Source organism: Streptomyces jeddahensis, assembly GCF_001642995.1.
GTDB classification, from domain to species: domain Bacteria; phylum Actinomycetota; class Actinomycetes; order Streptomycetales; family Streptomycetaceae; genus Streptomyces; species Streptomyces jeddahensis.
Map to the genome: position 1 here is coordinate 1 of NZ_LOHS01000129.1, position 20,739 is coordinate 20,739.

General features: G+C 71.5%; 18 protein-coding genes. 5 read left to right on the top strand and 13 right to left on the bottom strand.

What is annotated here, in order from left to right:
* Positions 1–109: 109 nt before the first annotated feature.
* Positions 110–862, bottom strand: a complete 753-nt coding sequence (locus STSP_RS29565) for an LOG family protein (RefSeq protein WP_067284071.1) — start codon at positions 860–862, stop codon at positions 110–112.
* Positions 863–1,044: 182 nt separating this feature from the next.
* On the bottom strand, positions 1,045–2,124 hold the full coding sequence (gene dapE, locus STSP_RS29570; protein WP_067284072.1) for a succinyl-diaminopimelate desuccinylase: 1,080 nt from the start codon (positions 2,122–2,124) through the stop codon (positions 1,045–1,047).
* 70 nt (positions 2,125–2,194) lie between these two features.
* Between dapE and STSP_RS29575 the strand changes: the two genes are divergently transcribed.
* Together STSP_RS29575 and STSP_RS29580 are read left to right on the top strand one after the other, a co-directional pair.
* On the top strand, positions 2,195–3,232 hold the full coding sequence (locus STSP_RS29575; RefSeq protein ID WP_107441431.1) for a heavy metal transporter: 1,038 nt from the start codon (positions 2,195–2,197) through the stop codon (positions 3,230–3,232).
* Positions 3,233–3,572: 340 nt separating this feature from the next.
* Positions 3,573–3,938, top strand: coding sequence for a hypothetical protein (locus STSP_RS29580; protein WP_067284073.1), 366 nt, complete (start codon positions 3,573–3,575; stop codon positions 3,936–3,938).
* A 165-nt stretch (positions 3,939–4,103) separates the two neighbouring features.
* Here STSP_RS29580 and STSP_RS29585 read toward each other — a convergent pair whose 3' ends face one another.
* On the bottom strand, positions 4,104–5,198 hold the full coding sequence (locus STSP_RS29585; RefSeq protein ID WP_067284074.1) for a bifunctional succinyldiaminopimelate transaminase/glutamate-prephenate aminotransferase: 1,095 nt from the start codon (positions 5,196–5,198) through the stop codon (positions 4,104–4,106).
* Positions 5,199–5,367: 169 nt separating this feature from the next.
* Positions 5,368–5,688: a ferredoxin gene (fdxA, locus tag STSP_RS29590; protein ID WP_030669097.1), complete on the bottom strand. Its 321-nt coding sequence runs from the start codon at positions 5,686–5,688 to the stop codon at positions 5,368–5,370.
* A gap of 140 nt (positions 5,689–5,828) precedes the next feature.
* Here fdxA and STSP_RS29595 point away from each other — a divergent pair, with 140 nt between their 5' ends.
* Positions 5,829–6,851 (top strand): GNAT family N-acetyltransferase, encoded by a 1,023-nt coding sequence (locus STSP_RS29595; protein WP_067284075.1) that lies wholly within the window; start codon positions 5,829–5,831, stop codon positions 6,849–6,851.
* Positions 6,852–6,945: 94 nt separating this feature from the next.
* Positions 6,946–7,779 (top strand): transglutaminase family protein, encoded by an 834-nt coding sequence (locus STSP_RS29600; protein ID WP_067284076.1) that lies wholly within the window; start codon positions 6,946–6,948, stop codon positions 7,777–7,779.
* Positions 7,780–7,955: 176 nt separating this feature from the next.
* On the opposite strand, the gene STSP_RS29605 is transcribed toward STSP_RS29600, so the two are convergent.
* From STSP_RS29605 to STSP_RS29620, 4 genes are all read right to left on the bottom strand, one after another.
* Positions 7,956–10,328, bottom strand: a complete 2,373-nt coding sequence (locus STSP_RS29605) for a peptidoglycan binding domain-containing protein (protein WP_067284077.1) — start codon at positions 10,326–10,328, stop codon at positions 7,956–7,958.
* Positions 10,329–10,521: 193 nt separating this feature from the next.
* On the bottom strand, positions 10,522–11,073 hold the full coding sequence (locus STSP_RS40845; protein ID WP_269801061.1) for a DUF6113 family protein: 552 nt from the start codon (positions 11,071–11,073) through the stop codon (positions 10,522–10,524).
* Positions 11,073–12,029, bottom strand: coding sequence for an N-acetyl-1-D-myo-inositol-2-amino-2-deoxy-alpha-D-glucopyranoside deacetylase (gene mshB, locus STSP_RS29615; protein WP_078067602.1), 957 nt, complete (start codon positions 12,027–12,029; stop codon positions 11,073–11,075). Before mshB ends, STSP_RS40845 begins: the two co-directional genes overlap by 1 nt.
* 85 nt (positions 12,030–12,114) lie before the next feature.
* Positions 12,115–12,309: a hypothetical protein gene (locus STSP_RS29620; RefSeq protein ID WP_067284078.1), complete on the bottom strand. Its 195-nt coding sequence runs from the start codon at positions 12,307–12,309 to the stop codon at positions 12,115–12,117.
* A gap of 200 nt (positions 12,310–12,509) precedes the next feature.
* Here STSP_RS29620 and STSP_RS29625 point away from each other — a divergent pair, with 200 nt between their 5' ends.
* On the top strand, positions 12,510–14,645 hold the full coding sequence (locus STSP_RS29625) for a S9 family peptidase (protein ID WP_067284079.1): 2,136 nt from the start codon (positions 12,510–12,512) through the stop codon (positions 14,643–14,645).
* Between the two features lie 195 nt (positions 14,646–14,840).
* Here STSP_RS29625 and STSP_RS29630 read toward each other — a convergent pair whose 3' ends face one another.
* The 5 genes from STSP_RS29630 to STSP_RS29650 are packed head-to-tail and all read right to left on the bottom strand — an operon-like array spanning position 14,841 to position 20,482.
* On the bottom strand, positions 14,841–15,908 hold the full coding sequence (locus STSP_RS29630) for an ABC transporter ATP-binding protein (RefSeq protein WP_067284080.1): 1,068 nt from the start codon (positions 15,906–15,908) through the stop codon (positions 14,841–14,843).
* A complete protein-coding gene (locus STSP_RS29635) occupies positions 15,901–16,875 on the bottom strand; it encodes an ABC transporter ATP-binding protein (protein WP_067284081.1) in 975 nt (324 codons plus the stop codon). Before STSP_RS29635 ends, STSP_RS29630 begins: the two co-directional genes overlap by 8 nt.
* A 9-nt stretch (positions 16,876–16,884) precedes the next feature.
* On the bottom strand, positions 16,885–17,913 hold the full coding sequence (locus STSP_RS29640; RefSeq protein WP_078067603.1) for an ABC transporter permease: 1,029 nt from the start codon (positions 17,911–17,913) through the stop codon (positions 16,885–16,887).
* Positions 17,906–18,829, bottom strand: coding sequence for an ABC transporter permease (locus STSP_RS29645; protein WP_067284082.1), 924 nt, complete (start codon positions 18,827–18,829; stop codon positions 17,906–17,908). Before STSP_RS29645 ends, STSP_RS29640 begins: the two co-directional genes overlap by 8 nt.
* Before the next feature lie 18 nt (positions 18,830–18,847).
* A complete protein-coding gene (locus STSP_RS29650) occupies positions 18,848–20,482 on the bottom strand; it encodes a peptide ABC transporter substrate-binding protein (RefSeq protein WP_067284083.1) in 1,635 nt (544 codons plus the stop codon).
* Positions 20,483–20,739 lie beyond the last annotated feature (257 nt).

The following is a 20,739-nucleotide window of genomic DNA, read 5'->3' on the forward strand; positions in this document are numbered from 1 at the left end:
GCCCCGACCCCGCCACCGGCAGGTGGCGCACCAGCCGACGACGGCCCGCAGGCGCGGCTCAACCGACGCACCCACCAACAGAAGGCGCACCAGCGGCCGGCCGCAGGACTCAGCGGCCCGCTTCCTTCGTCACCAGGGTCACCGCCTCGTCCACATCGTCCGTGACGTGGAACAGCAGCAGATCCCTCCCGGACGCCTTGCCCTGGGCGACCAGCGTGTTGTGGAGCCAGTCGACGAGGCCGCCCCAGTAGTAGGACCCGTACAGGACGATCGGGAAGCGGGTCACCTTGCGGGTCTGGACGAGGGTGAGCGCCTCGAAAAGCTCGTCGAGGGTGCCGAAGCCGCCGGGCAGGACCACGAACCCCTGCGCGTACTTCACGAACATCGTCTTGCGGACGAAGAAGTAGCGGAAGTTGACACCGATGTCGACGTGCGGGTTGAGGCCCTCCTCGTAAGGGAGCTCGATGCCGAGGCCGACGGAGATGCCGCCCGCCTCCCGCGCGCCCTTGTTGGCGGCCTCCATCGCGCCGGGCCCGCCGCCCGTGATCACCGCGAAACCCGCCTCGGCGAGCCCCTTGCCGAGGCGCACACCGGCCTCGTACTCGGGATCACCCGGCCGTGTGCGCGCAGACCCGAAGACGCTGATCGCGCTGGGAAGCTCGGCGAGGGCGCCGAAGCCTTCCACGAACTCGGACTGGATGCGCATGACCCGCCAGGGATCGGTGTGCACCCAGTCGGAGTCGCCGACGGTGTCCAGCAGCCGCTGATCGGTGGTGCCGGGCTTGACCTGCTGGCGCCGCCGCACCACAGGCCCGAGGCGCTGCTCCTCCGGTGGCGGCCCCTGCGCTTCCGGATTCCCCATGTGCCTCCCCTTCCGCTGACGTCTTGCCGTATCAGCGTAGGTCCACGGGCGTTACGAACGCTGTAACACGGCATGTCCGGCGAACTGCGGTGCGTCCACACGAGGGGCCGCGGAACGACGGACCGCGGGACGACGGGCCGCGGGAGGGGCCACAAGACGGGCACCGGCCCGGCCCAGCCTGCTCAGGCCGTCAGCCAGGCCCGCAGCCGCTCCTCGCCCGCGAGGATCTTCGCCGTCTCGACGCGCTCGTCGCGCTTGTGCGCCAGGTGCGGGTTGCCGGGCCCGTAGTTGACCGCGGGGATGCCGAGGGCGCTGAAGCGGGAGACGTCGGTCCAGCCGTACTTGGGCTGCGGGGTGCCGCCCACGGCCTCGATGAAGGCCGCGGCGGCCGGATGCGAGAGGCCAGGCAGCGCGCCTCCGCTGTGGTCGTCGACGACGAACTCCTCGACATCGCAGTCCGCGAAGACCTCGCGCACATGGGCCAGGGCCTCCTCCTCGCTGCGGTCCGGCGCGTAGCGGAAGTTGACGGCGACGACGCACTCGTCGGGAATGACATTCCCGGCGACGCCGCCCCCGATACGGACCGCGTTGAGGCCCTCGCGGTACTCGAGCCCGTCGATCACCGGGTAGCGCGGCTCGTACGCGGCCAGGCGGGCGAGGATCGGGGCGGCCGCGTGGATGGCGTTGGACCCCATCCAGCCGCGCGCCGAGTGCGCCCGCTCGCCCTTGGTCTTCAGCAGCACCCGCAGCGTGCCCTGGCAGCCGCCCTCGACCTGCCCGTCGGAGGGCTCGAGGAGGACCGCGAAGTCGCCCTGCAGCCAGTCGGGATGGGCTTCGGCCACATGCCCGAGGCCGTTGAGATGGGCTTCGACCTCCTCGTTGTCGTAGAAGATGAACGTCAGGTCGCGGTTGGGCTCGGGCACGGTGGCCGCGATACGCAGCTGCACCGCCACGCCCGACTTCATGTCGCAGGTGCCGCAGCCCCACAGCACGCCGTCCTCGTCGAGCCGGGACGGCACGTTGTCCGCGATCGGCACGGTGTCGATGTGCCCGGCGAGGATCACCCGCTCCGGGCGCCCCAGCTGCGTACGCGCCACGACGTTGTTGCCGTACCGGTCCACCGTGAGGTGCGGAAGCGCGCGCAGTGCCGCCTCCACGGCGTCGGCGAGCGGCTTCTCCTGGCCGCTCTCGGACGGGAAGTCGACGAGCTGAGCGGTGAGCTCCGCGGCATCCAGAGTGAGGTCGAGCGGGGTGCGATCCATGCTGTGACCCTAACCTCCCGGGCCGGAGGGGTCCGCCGGCGCCCTTGTGACTCTCCAGTACCTTGTACGCGTGTCACAGCCACCCACCCTCGTACGGCGCCGCCGCCTCCTGCGTATCGGCGTGGCTGCCGCGACGCTTCTCGCGCTCTCCGCCTACTTGATCGTGCAGCACCTCTACGGAGGACGGAGCGCACCGCGCTGTGTGGTCGTGGCGGGCGACGGCGACGGGGCGTCGTACGAGCTCACTCCCGAGCAGGCGGTGAACGCCGCGACGATCTCGGCGGTCGGCACCTCGCGCGGCATGCCGGAGCGGGCGGTGACGATCGCGCTGGCGACCGCGCTCCAGGAGTCCGGGCTGCGCAACATCCGCCACGGCGACCGGGATTCGCTCGGCCTGTTCCAGCAGCGCCCCTCGCAGGGCTGGGGGACGCCGAAGCAGATCCTGGACCCGGTGTACGCGGCGGGAGAGTTCTACGAGCACCTGGCCAAGATCCCGGGGTATTCGCGGCTTCCGCTGACGGTCGCCGCGCAGCGCGTGCAGCGCAGCGGCTTTCCGCAGGCGTACGCGAAGCACGAGCCGGACGCCGCGCTGCTGGCCGCCGCCCTGACCGGCCGCGCGGCCGCCGCCCTGACCTGCACGGCCCGTCCCGGGGCCGAGGCCGGCGACCCGTCGCGGGTGCGCACGGCCCTCGTACGCGACTTCGGTACGGACGTGCTGCAGGACAGCGCTACGACGCTGTCGGAGAGGACTGCGTCGTCGTCGGCGGCGGCCCCCGCGGCATCTCCGTCGCCTTCGCCCGGCAGGAGCGGCACAGTCGTCGTGCCGGTCGCCGAGACCGCGTCGGCCGGGGGCAGCGCCCGGCAGCGCGGCTGGGAGCTCGCGCACTGGGCCGTGGCCCATGCCTCCGCGCTGGGCATCGACCGGATCTCCTACGCGGGCCGGGTGTGGACCGCCGCGGATTCGGAGGACGGGTGGCAGACGGAGGACACGGGCGACGACGTCGCGGCCGGTGACACCTCGGACGGTGCCGGGCAGCGCGCCGCCCGCAGCGGAGGGAAGAGCGAGGGGAAGACGCTCGACGAGGTCCGCATCGTGTGCGGCCAGTAGTCGGCCAGTAGTTCCGGCCAGTAGTTCGGGCTCTCACCCGTGGGGGGCGCCTGCGGCTGTCTCCCGGAATCCTTTGGCCTGTGGTCGCACCGACCGCCGACACCCTTGAGAAATCCGTGGAGTAAGGAATCGGCAGCAGCTTCGGATGACACTGTTTTGTCCGTTTTTATCCGGAGCCGATAATGCGACGCATTACCAACTCTTTACGTTCGGTCACCGCAACCTTCGCGGACTTCGAGCGGTAGTCACTGCGTCCGAGCGCCGGGGGCGATCAAGCGGATCGGCCGCTGAAAGGGCCCGGACTCCTCGATGTTTCCCTCTATGTCCTTGAAGGAGCACCATGTCCCTCCCTCTTTCCCGTCGGATCGCCCGTGCCGCGCTGCTCGTCGCAGCGGGAGCGGCGCCCGTGGTCGGTGCGGCGGGCTCCGCCGGCGCGGCTGAGCTTCCCGTCGGCGCGCCCAACCTGGGTGGGCTGACCGCGATCGACGGCGGCGCCGTCGAATCCGCCGTGCCCGGCGCCGAGTCGGCCGTGGCGCCTGTCGTGGGGCAGACGCACGGTGTGGTCGGGCACACCATGGGTTCCGCGAAGGGGCTGCCGGTGGCGGACCTCCCGGCAGCCGACCTGCCGGAGGCCGAGCTGCCGGAGGCGGACCTCCCGGCTGCGGAGCTGCCGGAGCTGCCGAGCGCCGGGCTGCCGCTCGGCTGAGCGGCAGCTCAGCCGTTGCGCGAAAGGGTCCAGGATGCGTGAAGCTCCTGGACCCTTTCGCGTACCGCAGCGCGGCGTGCGCCACCCGGTTCACTGCACCGTACGTCGTGGGTTGTGCCCACCCGTTCCGCCCCAGGCGGAACGCATGCCCACAACAGTGTCAGTTCAGCTCAAGCGGCGTACCGCCTCTGCCACCCGCTCGTCCGTTGCCGTGAAGGCGACCCGTACGAAGCGGTCGCCCGCGGGGCCGTAGAAGTCGCCCGGGGCCACCAGGATGCCGAGGTCGGCGAGGTGGGCGACGGTGTCCCAGCAGGACTCGTCGCGGGTGGCCCACAGGTAGAGGCTCGCCTCGCTGTGCTCGATGCGGAAGCCGTGCCGCAGCAGGGCGTCGCGCAGAGCGGCACGGCGTGCGGCGTACCGCTCGCGCTGCTCGTGGACGTGGCGCTCGTCGCCGAGCGCGGCGACCACGGCGGCCTGCGTCGGCGCGGACGTCATCATCCCGCCGTGCTTGCGGATCTGCAGCAGATCGCCGAGCACGTCGGGGTCACCGGCCAGGAACGCGGCCCGGTAGCCCGCCAGGTTCGAGCGCTTCGACAGCGAGTGGACGGAGACGATCCCCTCGTACGAGCCGCCGCACACGTCCGGGTGCAGCACCGACACCGGGTCGGCCTCCCAGCCGAGCTCGATGTAGCACTCGTCGCTGAAGATCAGGATGCCGTGCTCGCGTGCCCAGGCGACGATGCGGGTCAGCTCGTCCTTGGCCAGCACCCGGCCGGTGGGGTTGGAGGGCGAGTTGAGCCAGAGGAGCTTCAGGCCGGTGGGGTCCAGCTCCGTCGGGTCGTCGTAGGCGACGTAGTCCGCGCGGGCCAGGCGGGCGCCGACCTCGTACGTCGGGTAAGCGAGCCGCGGGTAGGCGACTTTGTCGCCTGGGCCGAGGCCGAGCTGCGTGGGGAGCCATGCCACGAGCTCCTTGGAGCCGACGACCGGCAGGACGTGGCGGTGCGTGATGCCCTGCGCGCCCAGCCGCCGCTCGCACCACCCTGTGATGGCGTCCCGCAGCTCGGGCGTGCCCCACACCGTGGGATAGCCCGGGGAGTCGGCGGCCGCGATCAGAGCTTTCTGGATCAGCTCGGGGACCGGGTCGACCGGGGTGCCGACGGACAGGTCGACGATGCCGCCGGGGTGCGCGGCGGCCGTCGCCTTGTACGGCTCGAGCTTGTCCCAGGGGAAGGTGGGAAGCCTGTCGGAGACTACGGACACGGGATCGGGCTCACTTTCTCGTACGTGCCGTACCGGCGGTTCCGTATGTGCGCCGCCCACACGGGGTACGCCGCGCATACGGGCAAACGCCTCGGTCCCGTACGGCGGCGACCGTACGGGACCGAGGCGACGTCCTCCAGCGACGACTGGGATGCTCCCAGCGGGCCGCTTACTGGTTCTGCGGCGGAAGCGCGGCGATGAAGGGGTGGTCGCGCTCGATCAGGCCGAGCTTGCTGGCGCCGCCGGGGGAGCCGAGCTCGTCGAAGAACTCGACGTTCGCCTTGTAGTAGTCCTTCCACTCTTCCGGAGTGTCGTCCTCGTAGAAGATGGCCTCGACCGGGCAGACCGGCTCACAGGCCCCGCAGTCGACGCATTCGTCCGGGTGGATGTACAAGGACCGCTGGCCCTCGTAGATGCAGTCGACCGGGCACTCCTCGATGCACGCCTTGTCCTTGACGTCGACACAAGGCTGCGCGATGACGTAGGTCACGCTGTCGTTCCTCCTCGATAGGGCGCTGGCGGGCCGCTTCAGGCTCCGCCGCCTGGCGCGCGGGAGCGCGGCGTCGTCGATGCCCGCACCTAGTATCTCCGTTCCGGGGCATGATCCGAACAGGAGGGGTGTACACAGCTGTGGAATTCATGGCGGGCGGTCGGCTCGAGGTCCGTATTTCCGCCGCTGACGTGGGCAAACGCGTGTCAGTGCGGCGCGTGGAGAAACACGCGGCCGAGGGTGAGAAGTTCACCGACACGGTCGGGGTTCTCACATCCTGGGACGAGGGTGTGCTCGTGATCACACGGCGGACGGGCGAGAGCGTCCGGATTCCGGAATCCTCGCTGGTCGCGGCCAAGGTCGTGCCCGCAGCCCCGGCGCGCCGCCGGGGGCCCGCGGCGTCGTACGAGGAGCTGGCGCGGATCACCGCGCGGGCCTGGCCGCCGGTGGAGAGCGAGCGGCTCGGTGAGTGGGAGCTGCGGGCGGCCGGAGGGTTCACGCGGCGGGCGAACTCGGTCCTCCCGGCCGGCGACCCGGGCGTGCCGCTCGACGAGGCGCTCACGCACGTACGGGACTGGTACGGGAAACGGGATCTGCCCGCGTACATCCAGACGGCCACCGGCGCGGAGGGCACGCAGGAGGTGCTCTGCGCGGAGCTGGAGCGGCGCGGCTGGGTGCGTGAGGTGACCGCGCTGCTGCGGATCGCGCCGCTGGCGCCGATCGCGGACGCGGGCTCGGACGAGGCGGTGGCGCAGGTGCGGCTGGCACGCACGCTCGACGAGGCCGGGGAGGGGTGGCTCCGGCGGTACAAGCGGACGGGTGTGCCCGGGCCCCATGTGCGGGCCGTACTGGCCGGGGGCCCTTCTGTGTGGTTCGCATACGTGCCCGGCGCCGCCGGGGAGATCCCCGCGGCGATCGGACGGTGTGTGGTGGACGGCCGGTGGGCGGGGTTCATGGCGGTCGAGGTGGATCCGGCGCACCGCCGCCAGGGGCTGGCCACCGCCGTGATGGCGGCCCTCGCGCGCCAGGCCCTGTCCGAGGGGGCCTCGGCGGCGTGGCTGCAGGTGGAGGACGACAACGGGGGTGCGGGGGCGCTGTACGACGGCCTCGGGTTCGCGACGCACCACGCGTATCACCACTATCGGGCGCCGGAGGCGGGGTGACACCGACTGGCCGTTCCCGGCCAAGCCGTGCAAGCCGTGCAAGCCGTGTACGACCCCCCGTATCGAACGCCCGCTGAGAGGGCACGAGGCACATATGCGCGCAGAGCACGTCAGTGAAGGGCGGCGGCGGTTCGCCGAGGAGGTGCGGGCCGAGCGGCCGGACCTGTCGCTGCTGTGCCTGCTGGTGGCCGCGGAGGCCGACCCGACGCTGGACGAGGCGGGCATGGACGCGGCGCAGATCGAGCTCGACCGGCTGGCCGGGCAGCTGCCCTTCCGGCCCGGCGGCCCGCGCTCGTGGGCCTCCGCTCTCGCCGAGCTGCTGGGCCGCCGCTGCGACTTCCGCGGCACCCCCGGCGACTACCAGCGCCTGGAGTCCTCGCTCCTGCACGAGGTCCTGCGCCGCCGCCGCGGGCTGCCGATTCTGCTGTCGGTGGTCTGGATGGAGGTCGCCCGGCGGGCGGGCGCACCGGTGTACGGCGTTGCGCTGCCGGGCCACTTCGTCGTGGGGTTCGGTCCTCCCGAAGAACAGGTGCTGGCGGATCCGTTCGACGGCGGCCGCGTGCTGACGGGCCCTGACGCGGAGCTGCTGGTGGTGGGCGCCACCGGGGCGCCGCTCGACCCGTCGATGCTGACCCCGGCCGATCCGCTGGATGTGATCCTGCGCATCCTGAACAACATCCGCGCCTGGGCCGCCGCCCGCCCCGAGCGCTCGGACGTGGCCCTGTGGGCGGTCGAGCTGTCCCTGCTCCTGCCGTCACACCCGGCCCGGCTACGCCACGAGCACGCTCAACTCCTCGTTCTGCGGGGCGACTTCCTCTCCGGTGCCGCGGAACTCGACGCGTACGCGGACGTGGTGGCCGCGGTCGACGAGCCGGCGGCCGACCGTGTCCGCCAGCAGGCCCGGGCGGCCCGGGCGATGCTCAACTGACGAGGGGCGCCTCGTCAGGGAGGCGCCCCTCGTGGGCGCGGCGAGCCGTCTGCGGTTCGGCAGCGCCCCGAAGGGGCGCGGGGAACTGCGCGACCAGCCACGACGGCGCCGCAGCGAACCGACGGCACATCGCGGCCCCGCGGCGGAGCCGCACATCGGCAGAGCCAGCGGAGCGCCTAGTTCGGGTTGGTCTCGATCACCCCGACGCGTTCCGCCGCCGTCTTGCCGAGGAGGGCCGGGCGCATCGCGCCGATCACATCCTCGGGTGTCACGGGGCTCTTCTTGCCGTTGGCCCGGGTGATCAGTACGCCGTCGAAGGCGCCGCCGTACAGCTTCTTCAGTGCAGCCCTGTCGTAGTACTCAACCAGCTTGCCCTGGGCGTTGGCCTTGACACCGAGGAACTTCCACAGCGACTTCTCCGGGCTGAACCTGACCTCCACCGCACCAGCCCTAACCGTCACAAGGCCCGACATCGCAGGCTTGGCGAACGCCTTCATCATGCGGTCGACCTCGGCATTCGTGATGGTCGGCTGGCGCGTGGTGGTGGGCAGCCGTACGGGGGCGGTCCGGCCGGTCTCCACCTGGGTGCGATAGGCCTCCTCGATCGCCGTCACCGCCTTGGAGGGGTCGATGGTCTTGCCGGCCTTGCCGTAGACGGCGACGGCCTTGCCTGACTCGAACTTGATCGTGCCTTCGGTCACGGAGCCGGACTCGCCCGCGACGCGCTCGAGTGCCGCCTGCAGCTTCTCCCCGTCGACGGGCATCACCGCGTCGACGACGCGCTCGCCACCGAACAGCGAGCCGATCACCGAGACGGGGTTGTAGTCGCTGCCCGCGGCGGCGTCGACCGTGGACTGGCTGTCGAGCCGCAGACCCGCCTGATCCGGCTTGAGCGCGACCGTCTCGCCGTCGACCGACAGCTGGAGCGCCCTGGTCGTCCGGTCGCCCAGGGCGCTGTCGAGCTTCTGGACGGCTTCGTCGCGGGTGCCGCCGCCGATGTCGACGCCGAGCACGGTGGTGCCCTTCGGCACGTCGGAGTGGTTCATCAGGAGCCCGGCGCCGTAGGCGACACCGGCGGCAACGACGACGCCGACGGCCAGGAGCACCAGCTTGCTGCGCCCCTTCTTCTTGGGGGGCGCGGCGGCCTGCACGGTCGACCGGGAGGGCTCGGGCACTCGCGGGGCGGTGTGCGGCACCGGCCCGTCGGTGTGCCCGCCGGGTGGGAACGGGGAGTTCGCCGACGGGGGCACGACCGGGATGCCGCTGGTGACGGTGTGCCCGGAGACGTGGTCCCCCGGGACGCCCGGCGCTCCCGCGCCCGGTCCAGCAGGTCCTCCGGGTCCGCCCGCACCCGGCACGGGCGCGGGCCGCTGCGGGGTGAGTATCGCGGTGTCGTCGCTCATCCGCGGGCTCGTCGGCGGTGCCGGGTCCCCCGGCGGTACGAGCAGCGGGCCTTCGCCGCTCGTGGGACCACCGGTCGGGCCGGCGGGGCCGTTGCCGCCCTCGGAGAAGTACGGAAGGCCGCTGCGCTGCGGGTCGGGGCCGAGCGGTCCGCGCTCCCCCGGTGCCGTGAAGGCCTGGGTACCCCCATGGGCGGCCGACGTGTCGTACGAGTCGAACGGCCTGGTGCCGTCGGCTCCGGCACCGGAGCCGGAGGCGCGCGACGCACTCGGCGCGCCGGGACCACCGTGACCACCGGGGCCGGCGGGACCACTGGGGCCAGCGGGACCGCCCGGGCCTGCAGGACCGGAGGCGCCGGGCGCCGACGGCCTGGAGCCGAACGGTCCGGGGCCGGCCTGTCCGGGGCCTGCCGGTCCCGCACCCAGTCCCGCGCCCGCCCCCGCACCGGAGGCGCCCGCCGAACCGGGGCCGCGCCGGGCACCACCGGGGCCCGCGGCGCCCGTACCGGCCCCGAGACCGCTCCCGGCCCCGAGCCCCGCACCGGCGCCAAGTCCCGCGCCCGCCCCGGTCCCTGGGCCCTGCGGGCCCGATCCGCCCGGCGCCGTACGGGAGTTGGCCGAGCTGCCGCCCGCCGGACCGCCGCCCGGCGTGGCGCCGCCGCGGCCCGCGGCCGGCTTGCGCGGCGCGAACCAGTCGCTGGTCTTCTCCTCCGCCGACGCGGAAGAGCCGGGCGCGGCAGACGAACCAGACGGTGCCGATGCCCCGGAAGCGGCGGCCCCGGCCGTCGACGCCGAGGCCCCGGTGCCCGGCCCGGACGCGCCCGCGTCGCTCCGCGGACGCCCCGCACCGTCGGGGCCCTCGGCCCGGCCCGCCGGACCCGTCGCGCCCTTCGCGGCGGACGCATCCGCGTCGGAGACCGGTGTCCGCATGACGACGGGCGGAATGGGCCGCGAACCGGGGATGTTGATCCGGATCCGCGTGGTCAGCGTCGTCTCGGTCTTGCGCTCCTCCGGCCGCGCGGCGGCGTCGGCACCCTCCTCCGGAGCGGCGCCCTGGACGGGAATCCCGTACGGCGGCGTGCCGGACGGATATGCGGCTCCGCCGCGCCCCTGGGGCCCGGAGGACGAAGTGTCAGTTTCACGACTCAAGGCAGGTTCTCCCGGTTGGCTCCGCCGCCCGTCTCGATGTTGCTCTGGGGGTCCCCTCCGCTCGAGCAGAGCCGAGAGCTGGGGGGAGGCTCGGCGGCGGCACCACCATACTGGCCGTCGTCGGCCGGTAACCCGCGACCGCGGAGGAAAGCAACGCGGCTCAGGGCCCGTCCTGATACGGAGAAGTGGTACGTCAATTGGCAAGTCGGGCAGGTGGGCCGTCGGGTTGCCGGTTTTGCCCGAGGGTGGCACAGATCACAGCGATGATGATGCCGCCGAGCAGGAAGAGATAGGAGCCGGATCCCGCGGCGAACACGAAGTCCCCTTCCGGGCGGCTCGCGGTGAGCAGGATGACGGCGACCAGCCACCCGGCGGCGGGCGCCACGGCCCCCGCTCTGGAGCCGGTCGCGCGCGCCCCGCCGAGGAAGAGCCCCGCCGCACCGGCCAGCGCGAGCAGCAACCCGCCCGGGAACCAGCCCCCTTGGACAAGCGCCCCGGCGGCCCCGACCAGCGCGCCGAGCACGAACAGCGCCACATAGGCCGCCGCGCGCCCCGGCCGCGGCGGCTGGGCAAGATAACTACCGCCCGCGCCACCGGAACCCGCGGCACCGGAACCCTCGGCGCCGGAACCCGCCGAACGGGCTGCCGCCGGAGTCGCCTTGCCTGCACGGGACTTGTCCGCCGAGGGCCTGCCCGCACCGGACTTGCCCTCTCCCGGCTTACCCGGCTTACCCGTCGTGCCCATCAGGCAGCACCTTCTTCCGTCGCGGCCACCCCGGCGAACAGGTCCGTCTCCTGCGAGCCGCCGGAGGCGTCGCCGCCCCGCTCGCCCCGCACCAGCTCGTAGTACTCCACCGCGGACAGCGGCTGCGCGAGCTGGTTCGAGAGGGCGAACCACGGCTCGACGACCTCGATCTGTGTGGCATGGGCGCGCATCGCGGCCGCCTTGGCCGCGGCGAAGCCGCTGCCGTCGATCACCGTGGTGATCACGTCGTCGTCCACCACGCCCGGCACATCGGCGACCGAGGCGGCGGCGGGGAACGGCAGCTCGGGAAGCGCCTCCTTCAGGCGGGCGAAGCCCTCCTCGACCACGGACCGCGGGGCCCGGTTCCAGTAGATCTTCGCGATGGAGTGCGGCTCGCCGAGGTCCCGGCGGTACGCAGGCTCGGCGGCGAGGTCCGCGGCGCGCATCGCGACGCGGTGGGCCTGGATGTGGTCGGGGTGGCCGTACCCCCCGGCGGGGTCGTAGGTGACGAGGACCTGCGGGCGCACCTCGCGGATGACCTCGACCAGCGCGGCCGCGGCCTCGTCGACGTCGGCCTGCCAGAAGCAGTGCGGCCGCTTGTTCTGCTCGGCGCCCATCATCCCGGAGTCGCGGTACCGCCCGGTGCCGCCGAGGAAGCGGTGGTCGGTGACGCCCAGCTCGGCCATCGCGGCGGCGAGCTCCCCGACCCGGTGGTCGCCGAGGCGATCGTCGCGGTCGGGCGCCAGCTGTGCCAGCTCCGGCGGGATGACCTCGCCCTCTTCGCCGAGCGTGCAGGTCACGAGCGTGACATGGGCGCCCTCGGCCGCGTACTTGGCCATGGTCGCGCCATTGTTGATCGACTCGTCGTCGGGGTGCGCGTGCACGAGGAGCAGGCGCCGTGAGGGTTCCCCCTGCTCGGGCGGGGCCGAGGGATCGGGGGCGGGCAGGTCCGTCATGCGCCCAAGCCTACGAGGGCGGTCTGACAGAACGATCGAGGGCGCCGCAGGCGCCCGCACGCAGGACAGCCCAGCCGTGGGCGGCTCAGAACTTGATGGAGCCGATCATCCCGGCGACGTTCGTGGTGAGCTCGCTGATCGTGGGAGCTATGGAGGAGCTCGCCAGGTAGAAGCCCAGAAGCATGCACACGATCGCATGCCCCGCCTTCAGGCCTGACTTCTTGATCAGCAGGAAGACGATGATCGCCAGCAGCACCACCGCCGAAATCGAGAGTGCCACGGCGGTCCACCTCCCCAGAACTCGTCCCGCGTCTTGATCACCGCGGCCGTCGATACGGTCTTGTCCATACGGTCAGCACGATCACCGGCGCGGAGAAACCCGGTGGCCCCCGTCCGGCGTTAAGGATCATAACTATGCATCCGTGGTCATGGATCGGTGCACAGCAGCACGAGGGGGCGCATGCGCCATAGGCTCGGGGGATGACCACCGAGCCTGTCTCATTTCCGCGTCAGCACGCCCGTACCCAGCGCTTCTCGCTCGGCGCGCCCCGCGCCTTCACGGTGGCGCCCGACGGGTCTCATGTCGCGTTTCTGCGCTCACGTTCCGGTACCGATCGGGCGAACCTCCTCTGGGTCCTGGATCTGATGGACGGCGGGGAGCGCGTCGCCGCCGACCCCGCGGTGCTGCTCGGCGGCGCGACGGAGCGCCTGTCGGCCGAGGAGCGGGCGCGCCGCGAGCGCAGCCGGGAGGGCGCGGCGGGCATCGTGGGCTATGCGACCGACACGGCCGTGGAGTTGGCCGCCTTCGCGCTCTCGGGCCGGCTGTTCGCGGCGGAGCTACGCGCCGGTACGGCACGCGAACTGCCCGTCCCGGGGCCGGTGATCGACCCCCGCCCGTCCCCGGACGGACGGCACATCGCGTACGTCGTCCGGGGTGCCCTGCGCGTGGTGGGCACCGAGGGCGACGGCGACCGGGCCCTCGCCGAACCGGAGTCCGGAACCGTGACGTACGGCCTCGCGGAGTTCATCGCGGCCGAGGAGATGGCGCGTTCGCGCGGCTTCTGGTGGTCGCCGGACTCGGACCGGCTGCTGGTCGCGCGGGCCGACGACGCCCCCGTACGGCGCTGGTGGATCGCTGACCCGGCGCGGCCGGACCGCGAGCCGGCCCGCGTGGCGTATCCGGCGGCCGGCACGGACAACGCGGAGGTGCGCCTCTTCGTCATCGGCCTGGACGGGGCGCGCACCGAGGTCGTGTGGGACCGGGCCCGCTACCCGTATCTGGCGCGGGTGCACTGGTCGGAGTCCGGGGCGCCGCTGCTGCTCGTACAGGCGCGTGACCAGCTCAGCCAGGCGTACCTGGCGGTTGATCCGGACGACGGGGCGACGCGCATGGTGCACGCGGACGGCGCCGCAGGGGACACGGGCTGGCTGGAGCTGTTCGCCGGGGTGCCGTGCTGGTCGCCGAGTGGGCAGCTGGTGCGGATCGCCGACGAGGGCGGGGCGCGGGTGCTGGCGGTGGGCGAGCGCCCGCTGACGGGGCCGCAGATGCATCTCCGAGCGGTGCTCGACGTGTCGGGCGACGATGTGCTGGTCTCCGCGTCTGCCGGAGAGGCGGCGGCCGATCCGGAGATCGGCGAGGTGCACGTGTACCGCGTCAACGAGCTGGGGGTGGAGCGCGTCTCGCCGGAGCCCGGGGTGCACTCGGCTGTGCGTTCGAGCGGTGTGACGGTGCTCGTGTCGGCGACGCTCGGCGCTCCCGGCTCATATGCCCAGGTGCTGCGCGACGGCAAGCTGGTGGCCACCGTCGCGTCGTATGCGGAGCGGCCGGTTCTCGCCCCGCGCGTGACGCTCACGCAGGGGGGCACGCGCCGGATCCCGTGCGCCGTCCTGCTTCCGGCCGGTTACCAGGAGGGCGACGGGCCGCTGCCCGTGCTGCTCGACCCGTACGGCGGCCCGCACGGCCAGCGCGTCGTGGCCGCACACAACGCGCACCTGACCTCCCAGTGGTTCGCCGACCAGGGCTTCGCGGTGGTGGTCGCGGACGGGCGGGGCACCCCCGGCCGCTCCCCCGCCTGGGAGAAGGCGGTCCGGGGCGACTTCACCCTCACGCTCGACGACCAGATCGACGCACTGCAGGGGCTGGCCGGCTCGTATCCGCTGGACCTGACGCGGGTGGCGATCCGCGGCTGGTCGTACGGCGGTTATCTGGCGGCGCTCGCGGTGCTGCGCCGCCCGGACGTGTTCCATGCGGGCATCGCGGGCGCTCCGGTCACGGACTGGCGGCTGTACGACACGCACTACACGGAGCGCTATCTCGGCGACCCGGGCAGCACCCCGGAAACATATGCGACGAGTTCGCTGGTGACCGACGACGGACTGTCCGATCCGGCCGGTACGCATCGCCCGCTGATGATCATCCACGGTCTGGCCGACGACAACGTGGTGGCCGCCCACACCCTGCGCCTCTCCTCCGCCCTGCTCGCCGCGGGCCGGCCGCACGAGGTGCTGCCGCTGTCCGGGGTGACGCACATGACCCCGCAGGAGCAGGTGGCGGAGAATCTGCTGCTGCTCCAGGTGGACTTCCTGAAGCGCTCGCTGGGGATGGCAGGGGGCTGACGCAGGCCGTCCCACCCCATGCAACCGGCCGGGGCGACATGGCGCGCCCCGGCCGGTCTACGGCACCCGCACGGCCGTACGCTGCTCAGCCTGACGCGTCCGTATATCGGAGCTGGGTCGGGCAAGTTGCCTACGTGTTAACGAAATTGATGGGCATTTATCGTGTTATGTCCATCACACCTGCGGCCTCCTCCCTCACTCCGCGGGCACGACGTGCTTCTCCTCGGCGAAGTGGCAGGCCGAGTCATGGGCCGCGGGCGGGCCCGCCGTCCGGAGGTGCTCGGGCACCGCGAGCAGCGGCACCTCGATCGCGCACCGCTTCTGCGCCTTCCAGCAGCGGGTGCGGAAGCGGCAACCGGAGGGGATGTTCGCGGGTGACGGCACGTCCCCGGTGAGGACGATCCGCTCGCGGTGCTCGCGCGCCTCGGGGTCCGGCACGGGGACGGCGGACAGCAGTGCCTGCGTGTAGGGGTGCGTGGGGTGCTCGTAGATCTCCTCGTCCGTGCCGATCTCGACGATCCGCCCCAGGTACATGACCCCCACGCGGTCCGAGATGTGCCGCACGATGGACAGGTCGTGGGCGATGAAGACGTAGGACAGGTCGAACTCGTCCTGCAGCCGCTCCATCAGGTTGATGACCTGGGCCTGCACGGACACGTCGAGGGCGGAGACCGGCTCGTCGGCGACGATGATCTCGGGGCGCAGGGCGAGCCCGCGGGCGATGCCGATGCGCTGCCGCTGGCCGCCGGAGAACTGGTGCGGATAGCGGTTGATGAACTCGGGGTTGAGGCCGACCACGTCGAGGAGTTCCTGAACGCGCTGTCTGCGTGATCCCTTCGGGGCGGCCTCGGGATGGATCTCGAAGGGCTCCCCGATGATGTCGCCCACGGTCATGCGGGGGTTGAGGGACGTGTAGGGGTCCTGGAAGACCATCTGGATGTTGCGGCGTACGGCTCTCAGGGCGCGGCCGGAGAGCGCGCCGATGTCCTCGCCGCGGTAGGTGATCCGCCCGGCGGTCGGCTTCTCCAGCTGGACGAGCAGCTTCGCGAGCGTCGACTTGCCGCACCCGGACTCGCCGACGATGCCGAGGGTCTCGCCGTGCCCCAGGTCGAAGTCGACGCCGTCGACGGCCTTGACGGAGCCGATCTGCTTCTTGAGGACGATGCCCTGGGTGAGCGGGAAGTGTTTGACGAGGCCGCGCACCTGGAGGATGGGCTCGCCGACGGCCGTCGGGGCCACGGCTTCCGCGTGCGGCTCAGCCATGGAGCGTCTCCCTCCAGTAGAAGCACGCGCTCCGGCGCTCCTCGGACACCTCGAAGAGGCCGGGAACGTCGGTCCGGCACACGTCCTGGGCCAGCGGGCAGCGCGGATGGAAGGCGCAGCCGGGCGGGATGTGCATCAGGTTCGGCGGCAGCCCCTTGATGGCGTACAGCTCCTGGCCCTTGCGGTCGAGCCGGGGGATCGACTCCAGCAGGCCCTTCGTATAGGGGTGGGCGGGTGCCTTGTAGAGGTCGTGGACGGGGGCCGTCTCGACGATGCGGCCCGCGTACATGACGGCGATCCGGTCGGCGACGTCCGCGACCACGCCCAGGTCGTGGGTGATCAGGATCAGGCCCATGTGGTACTCGCGCTGCAGGTCGGCAAGGAGGTCCATGACCTGCGCCTGGACCGTGACGTCGAGGGCGGTCGTCGGCTCGTCGGCGATGATCAGGGCGGGTTCGAGGGCCAGCGCCATGGCGATCATGATGCGCTGGCGCATGCCGCCGGAGAACTGGTGCGGGTACTGCCCCACGCGCTCCTTCGCGGCCGGGATCCGCACCCGCTCCATGAGCTCGACGGCCTTCGCCCGCGCGTCCTTGCGGGACATGCCCTGGTGGACGCGGAACATCTCGCCGAGCTGGTCGCCGACGCTCAGTACGGGGTTCAGCGAGGACAGCGCGTCCTGGAAGATCATCGCCATCCCGGCGCCGCGGACCTTCCGCCGCTCGTCCTCCTTGAGTCTCAGCAGGTCCCGGCCCTGGAAGAGGACCTCGCCGCCGGTGATCCGGGCGGGCGGGGTGTCGAGGATGCCCATGACGGCCTGCGCGGTCACCGACTTCCCGGAGCCCGACTCGCCGAGCACGGCCAGCGTCTCGCCCTCGTCCACGTGGAGATCGACGCCGTTGACGGCTTTCGCGATTCCGTCCCGGGTCCTGAACTCTACGTACAGTTCGCGCACTTCGAGCAGCATGGCGACGGCTCACCTCAGCTTGGGGTCGAGGGCGTCGCGCACCGCGTCGCCGAGCATGATGAACGCGAGCACCGTGATCGCCAGCGCCCCGGCCGGCCAGAGCACCATGTGCGGGGCGTTGCGGATGTACGGGGATGCCGCGGAGATGTCGATGCCCCAGCTCACGCTGGGCGGCTTCAGCCCGACGCCGAGGTACGAGAGCGTCGCCTCGAGCGCGATGAACGTACCGAGCGCGATGGTCGCCACGACGATGACCGGTGCGATCGCGTTGGGCGTGATGTGCCGCAGCAGGATCCGGGTGCTGGAGGCGCCGAGGGCGCGCGCGGCCTGGACGTAGTCGTGCTGCTTGGCGGTGATCACCGCCCCGCGGGCGATACGGGAGATCTGCGGCCAGCCGAGCAGCACCATGAACCCGACGACAGGCCACACGGTCGAGCTGGTCACCACGGACAGCAGCACCAGGCCGCCGAGGACGACGGGGATGGCGAAGAAGACGTCCGTGACGCGGGAGAGGATCGCGTCCCAGGCTCCGCCGAAGAATCCGGCCAGGCCGCCGAGGACCGAACCGAGGAGGGCCACACCGAGGGTGGCGCAGACGCCGACGGTGACCGAGGTGCGGGCGCCGTACACGGTCCGCGTGTAGACGTCGCAGCCCTGCCCGTCGAACCCGAAGGGGTGCCCGGGCTGCGGGCCCTGCTGGGCCTTGGCGAGGTCGCAGCTGAGTGGGTTGCCCGAGGCGATCAGCGACGGCCAGAGCGCGATCAGGACCAGGAAGAGGATGACCAGCCCGGAGACGACGAAGACGGGGTTGCGGCGCAGGTCGTGCCAGGCGTCGGACCACAGGGAGCGCGGCCTGCCGGAGGGGCCCCCGGGCAGGCCCGGTCCGCCGGGTGCGCCCGGTGGCCTCTCGAGCGTCGTCGCCTCGCTCGCCGCGAGGTCCATGGCGCCGCCCGCTCCGGTCGCGGCGATACGGCCGCCGCCGCCCGGGGAGCCGCCCCCGGACCCTCGCAGGGCCTGCGGCTGCTCGGTCTCAGGCATAGCGGATCCTCGGGTCGAGTACGGCGTACAGGAGGTCGACGAGCAGGTTGGCGACCAGGAAGACCAGGACGAGGACGGTCACGAAGCCGACGACGGTCTGGGTGTTCTGCCGCAGAATGCCCTGGTAGAGCTGGTAGCCGACGCCGTGGATGTTGAAGATGCGCTCCGTGACGATCGCGCCGCCCATCAGCGCGCCGATGTCGGTGCCGATGAAGGTGACCACCGGGATCAGGGAGTTGCGCAGCAGATGCCGGGTGATCACGCGCTGCCGGGGCAGGCCCTTGGCGATGGCGGTGCGGACGTAGTCGGCGCGGCGGTTCTCGGCGATCGAGGTGCGGGTCAGCCGGGTGACGTACGCCAGTGAGACCGACGCCAGGACGAGTCCAGGGACGAGGAGTTCGTCGAACGGGGCGTCGGGGGACACGGACGGCTTGATGACACCCCATTCGACGCCGAGCAGCAGCTGGAGCAGCAGACCGGTGACGAAGGTCGGGATCGAGATGACGACCAGCGTCACCAGGAGCACGGTGGTGTCGAAGGGCCGGCCGCGGCGCAGGCCCGTCAGCACGCCGAGCGTGATGCCGATGACGATCTCGAAGACGATCGCCACGATCGTGAGCCGGATCGTCACGGGAAACGCGGACCCCATCAGCTCGGTCACCGGCTGGCCGTTGAAAGCGGTCCCGAAATCGCCGGTGAAGACGTTCCCCATGTACGTCAGGTATTGCTGCCACACGGGCTTGTCGAGGCCGAACTCCTTCTTGAGCTGGGCGGCCGTCGCCGGGTCGCACTGCCGCTCCCCGCACAGGCCCGCGACGGGATCGCCCATCACGTTCACCATCAGGAAGATCAGCAGCGTCGCGCCGAGGAAGACCGGGATCATCTGCAGCAGACGCCGGATCACATAGCGTCCCATAACGGGCTCCGAGGGTGGTCAGCCGACCTTGATTTCTTCGTACACCGGAACGCTGAACTGGTTCAACGCCACATGGGAGAGCCGCTCCGAATAGCCGGCGCTGCCGTTCTGGTACCAGAGGGGAATGGCGGCCATGTCGTCCCGGACCACCTCCTCGGCCTGCTGGAAGATGCGGACGGCCGTCGGCGCGTCGGTCTCGGCGTTTGCCTTGTCCACGAGGTCGTCGAATTCCTTGTTGGACCATTTTCCGTCGTTCGACGAGGCGCCGGTGTAGTAGAGCGGCTGCAGGAAGTTCTGGATCAGCGGATAGTCCATCTGCCAGCCGGCCCGGAAAGGGCCCGTCATCTTGGACTGGGTGATCTGGTTGCGGAAGTCGGCGAAGGTGCCGACCGGGTTTCCGACGCAGGCCTGGTCGTTGCCCAGCGCGTTGTTGATGGAATGGCAGACCGCGTCCACCCACTCCTTGTGCGAGCCGGAGTCCGCGTTGTACGAGATCTTGACCTGGCCCCCGGGGAGGCCGCCGCCCTCCTGGACCAGCTTCTTCGCCTCGTCCGGGTGGTACTCGCAGGCCTGGCCGCACAGGCCCGCCTTGAAGCCGCCCTCCTCGCCGAGGACCGGCGAGGTCCAGTCGGTGGCCGGGGTGCGGGTCTTCTGGAAGATCGTGTCGGTGATCTGGTTCCGGTCGATGGCCATGGACAGGCCCTTGCGGACCTTTTCCATTCCGGGCTTGGTCCACGCCTCGTCGTAGAACGGGAAGGCGATGGTCTGGATGATGCCGGCCGGGGTGTTGATGTACCGGCCGCCGAGGTCGGCCTGGACGTTTCTGAGCTGTGAGGCCGGGATGTCGTCGACGAGGTCGAGATTTCCCGCGATGAGGTCGGTGTAGGCCGTGTTGTTGTCGGTGTAGACCTTGAGGTCCACTCCGCCGTTCTGCGCCTTGTCGTCGCCCGGATAGCCGTCCCATCTGCGCAGGGACATCTGTGAGCCCCGCGTGTACGAATCGACGGTGTACGGGCCGTTGCCGACCGGTTTTCCCAGCCAGGCGTCGTGATCGTCGAAGAACGCCCGGGGAAGCGGAGCGAAGGCCACGTAGCCGAGGGTTTCGGGGAACGTCGAGAACCGCTGGTTGAGGCGGACGGTGAAGGTGTGGTCGTCGACGACCTTCAGTCCGGACAGTGTGTCGGCGGTCTGGCTGCCGGATGTCGGATGGACCTTGTCGTATCCGTCGATATAGCCGAAGAAATAGGCGTTCCGCTGGTTGTTCTTCAGGCTCGCGCCGTAGTTCCAGGCGTCCACGAAGGATTGCGCGGTGACCTTCTCGCCGTTGCTGAACGTCCAGCCGTCCTTGATGGTGATCGTGAAGTTCTGCGAGTCGGGGGTTTCGATCTTCTCGGCGAGCATGTTCTCGGCCTCACCGGTCTTCGGGTCGTACCGCTTCAGGCCACGGAAGATCATGTCGAGGACCTTGCCGCCCTGCACCTCGTTGGTGTTCGCCGGCTCGAGCGGGTTCTGGGGGTCGCCCCAGGAGGAGCTGAGGATTCCGGAGCCGTTGCTGCCGGTGGTGCCGCCGTCGGCGCCGCCTCCGCAGGCCGTCGCCGCGAGGGCGAGGGCCGCCGCGGTCGCGGCCCACCGGGCGTGCGTGGCTCCGCGCATGGGGTTCCTCCTCTGGGGTGTGCTGTGCTTCAGCGCCAGGGCGCTGTCCCGCTATCGGACGATATAGACCGATAGCGGCCACACCACACATTGACCGCCGCCCGTCTGGGTGCGGCGTGACAACGACGAGGCTCTCCCCTACCCCGCCCCTTCCCGAACTGGGGGCTCCGCCCCCAGGCCCCCTTTCGCCCTGACGGGCTCGTCCTCAATCGCCGGACGGGCTGAAATGTGTCCCCTCTAGGGCTCCGCCCCCAGAC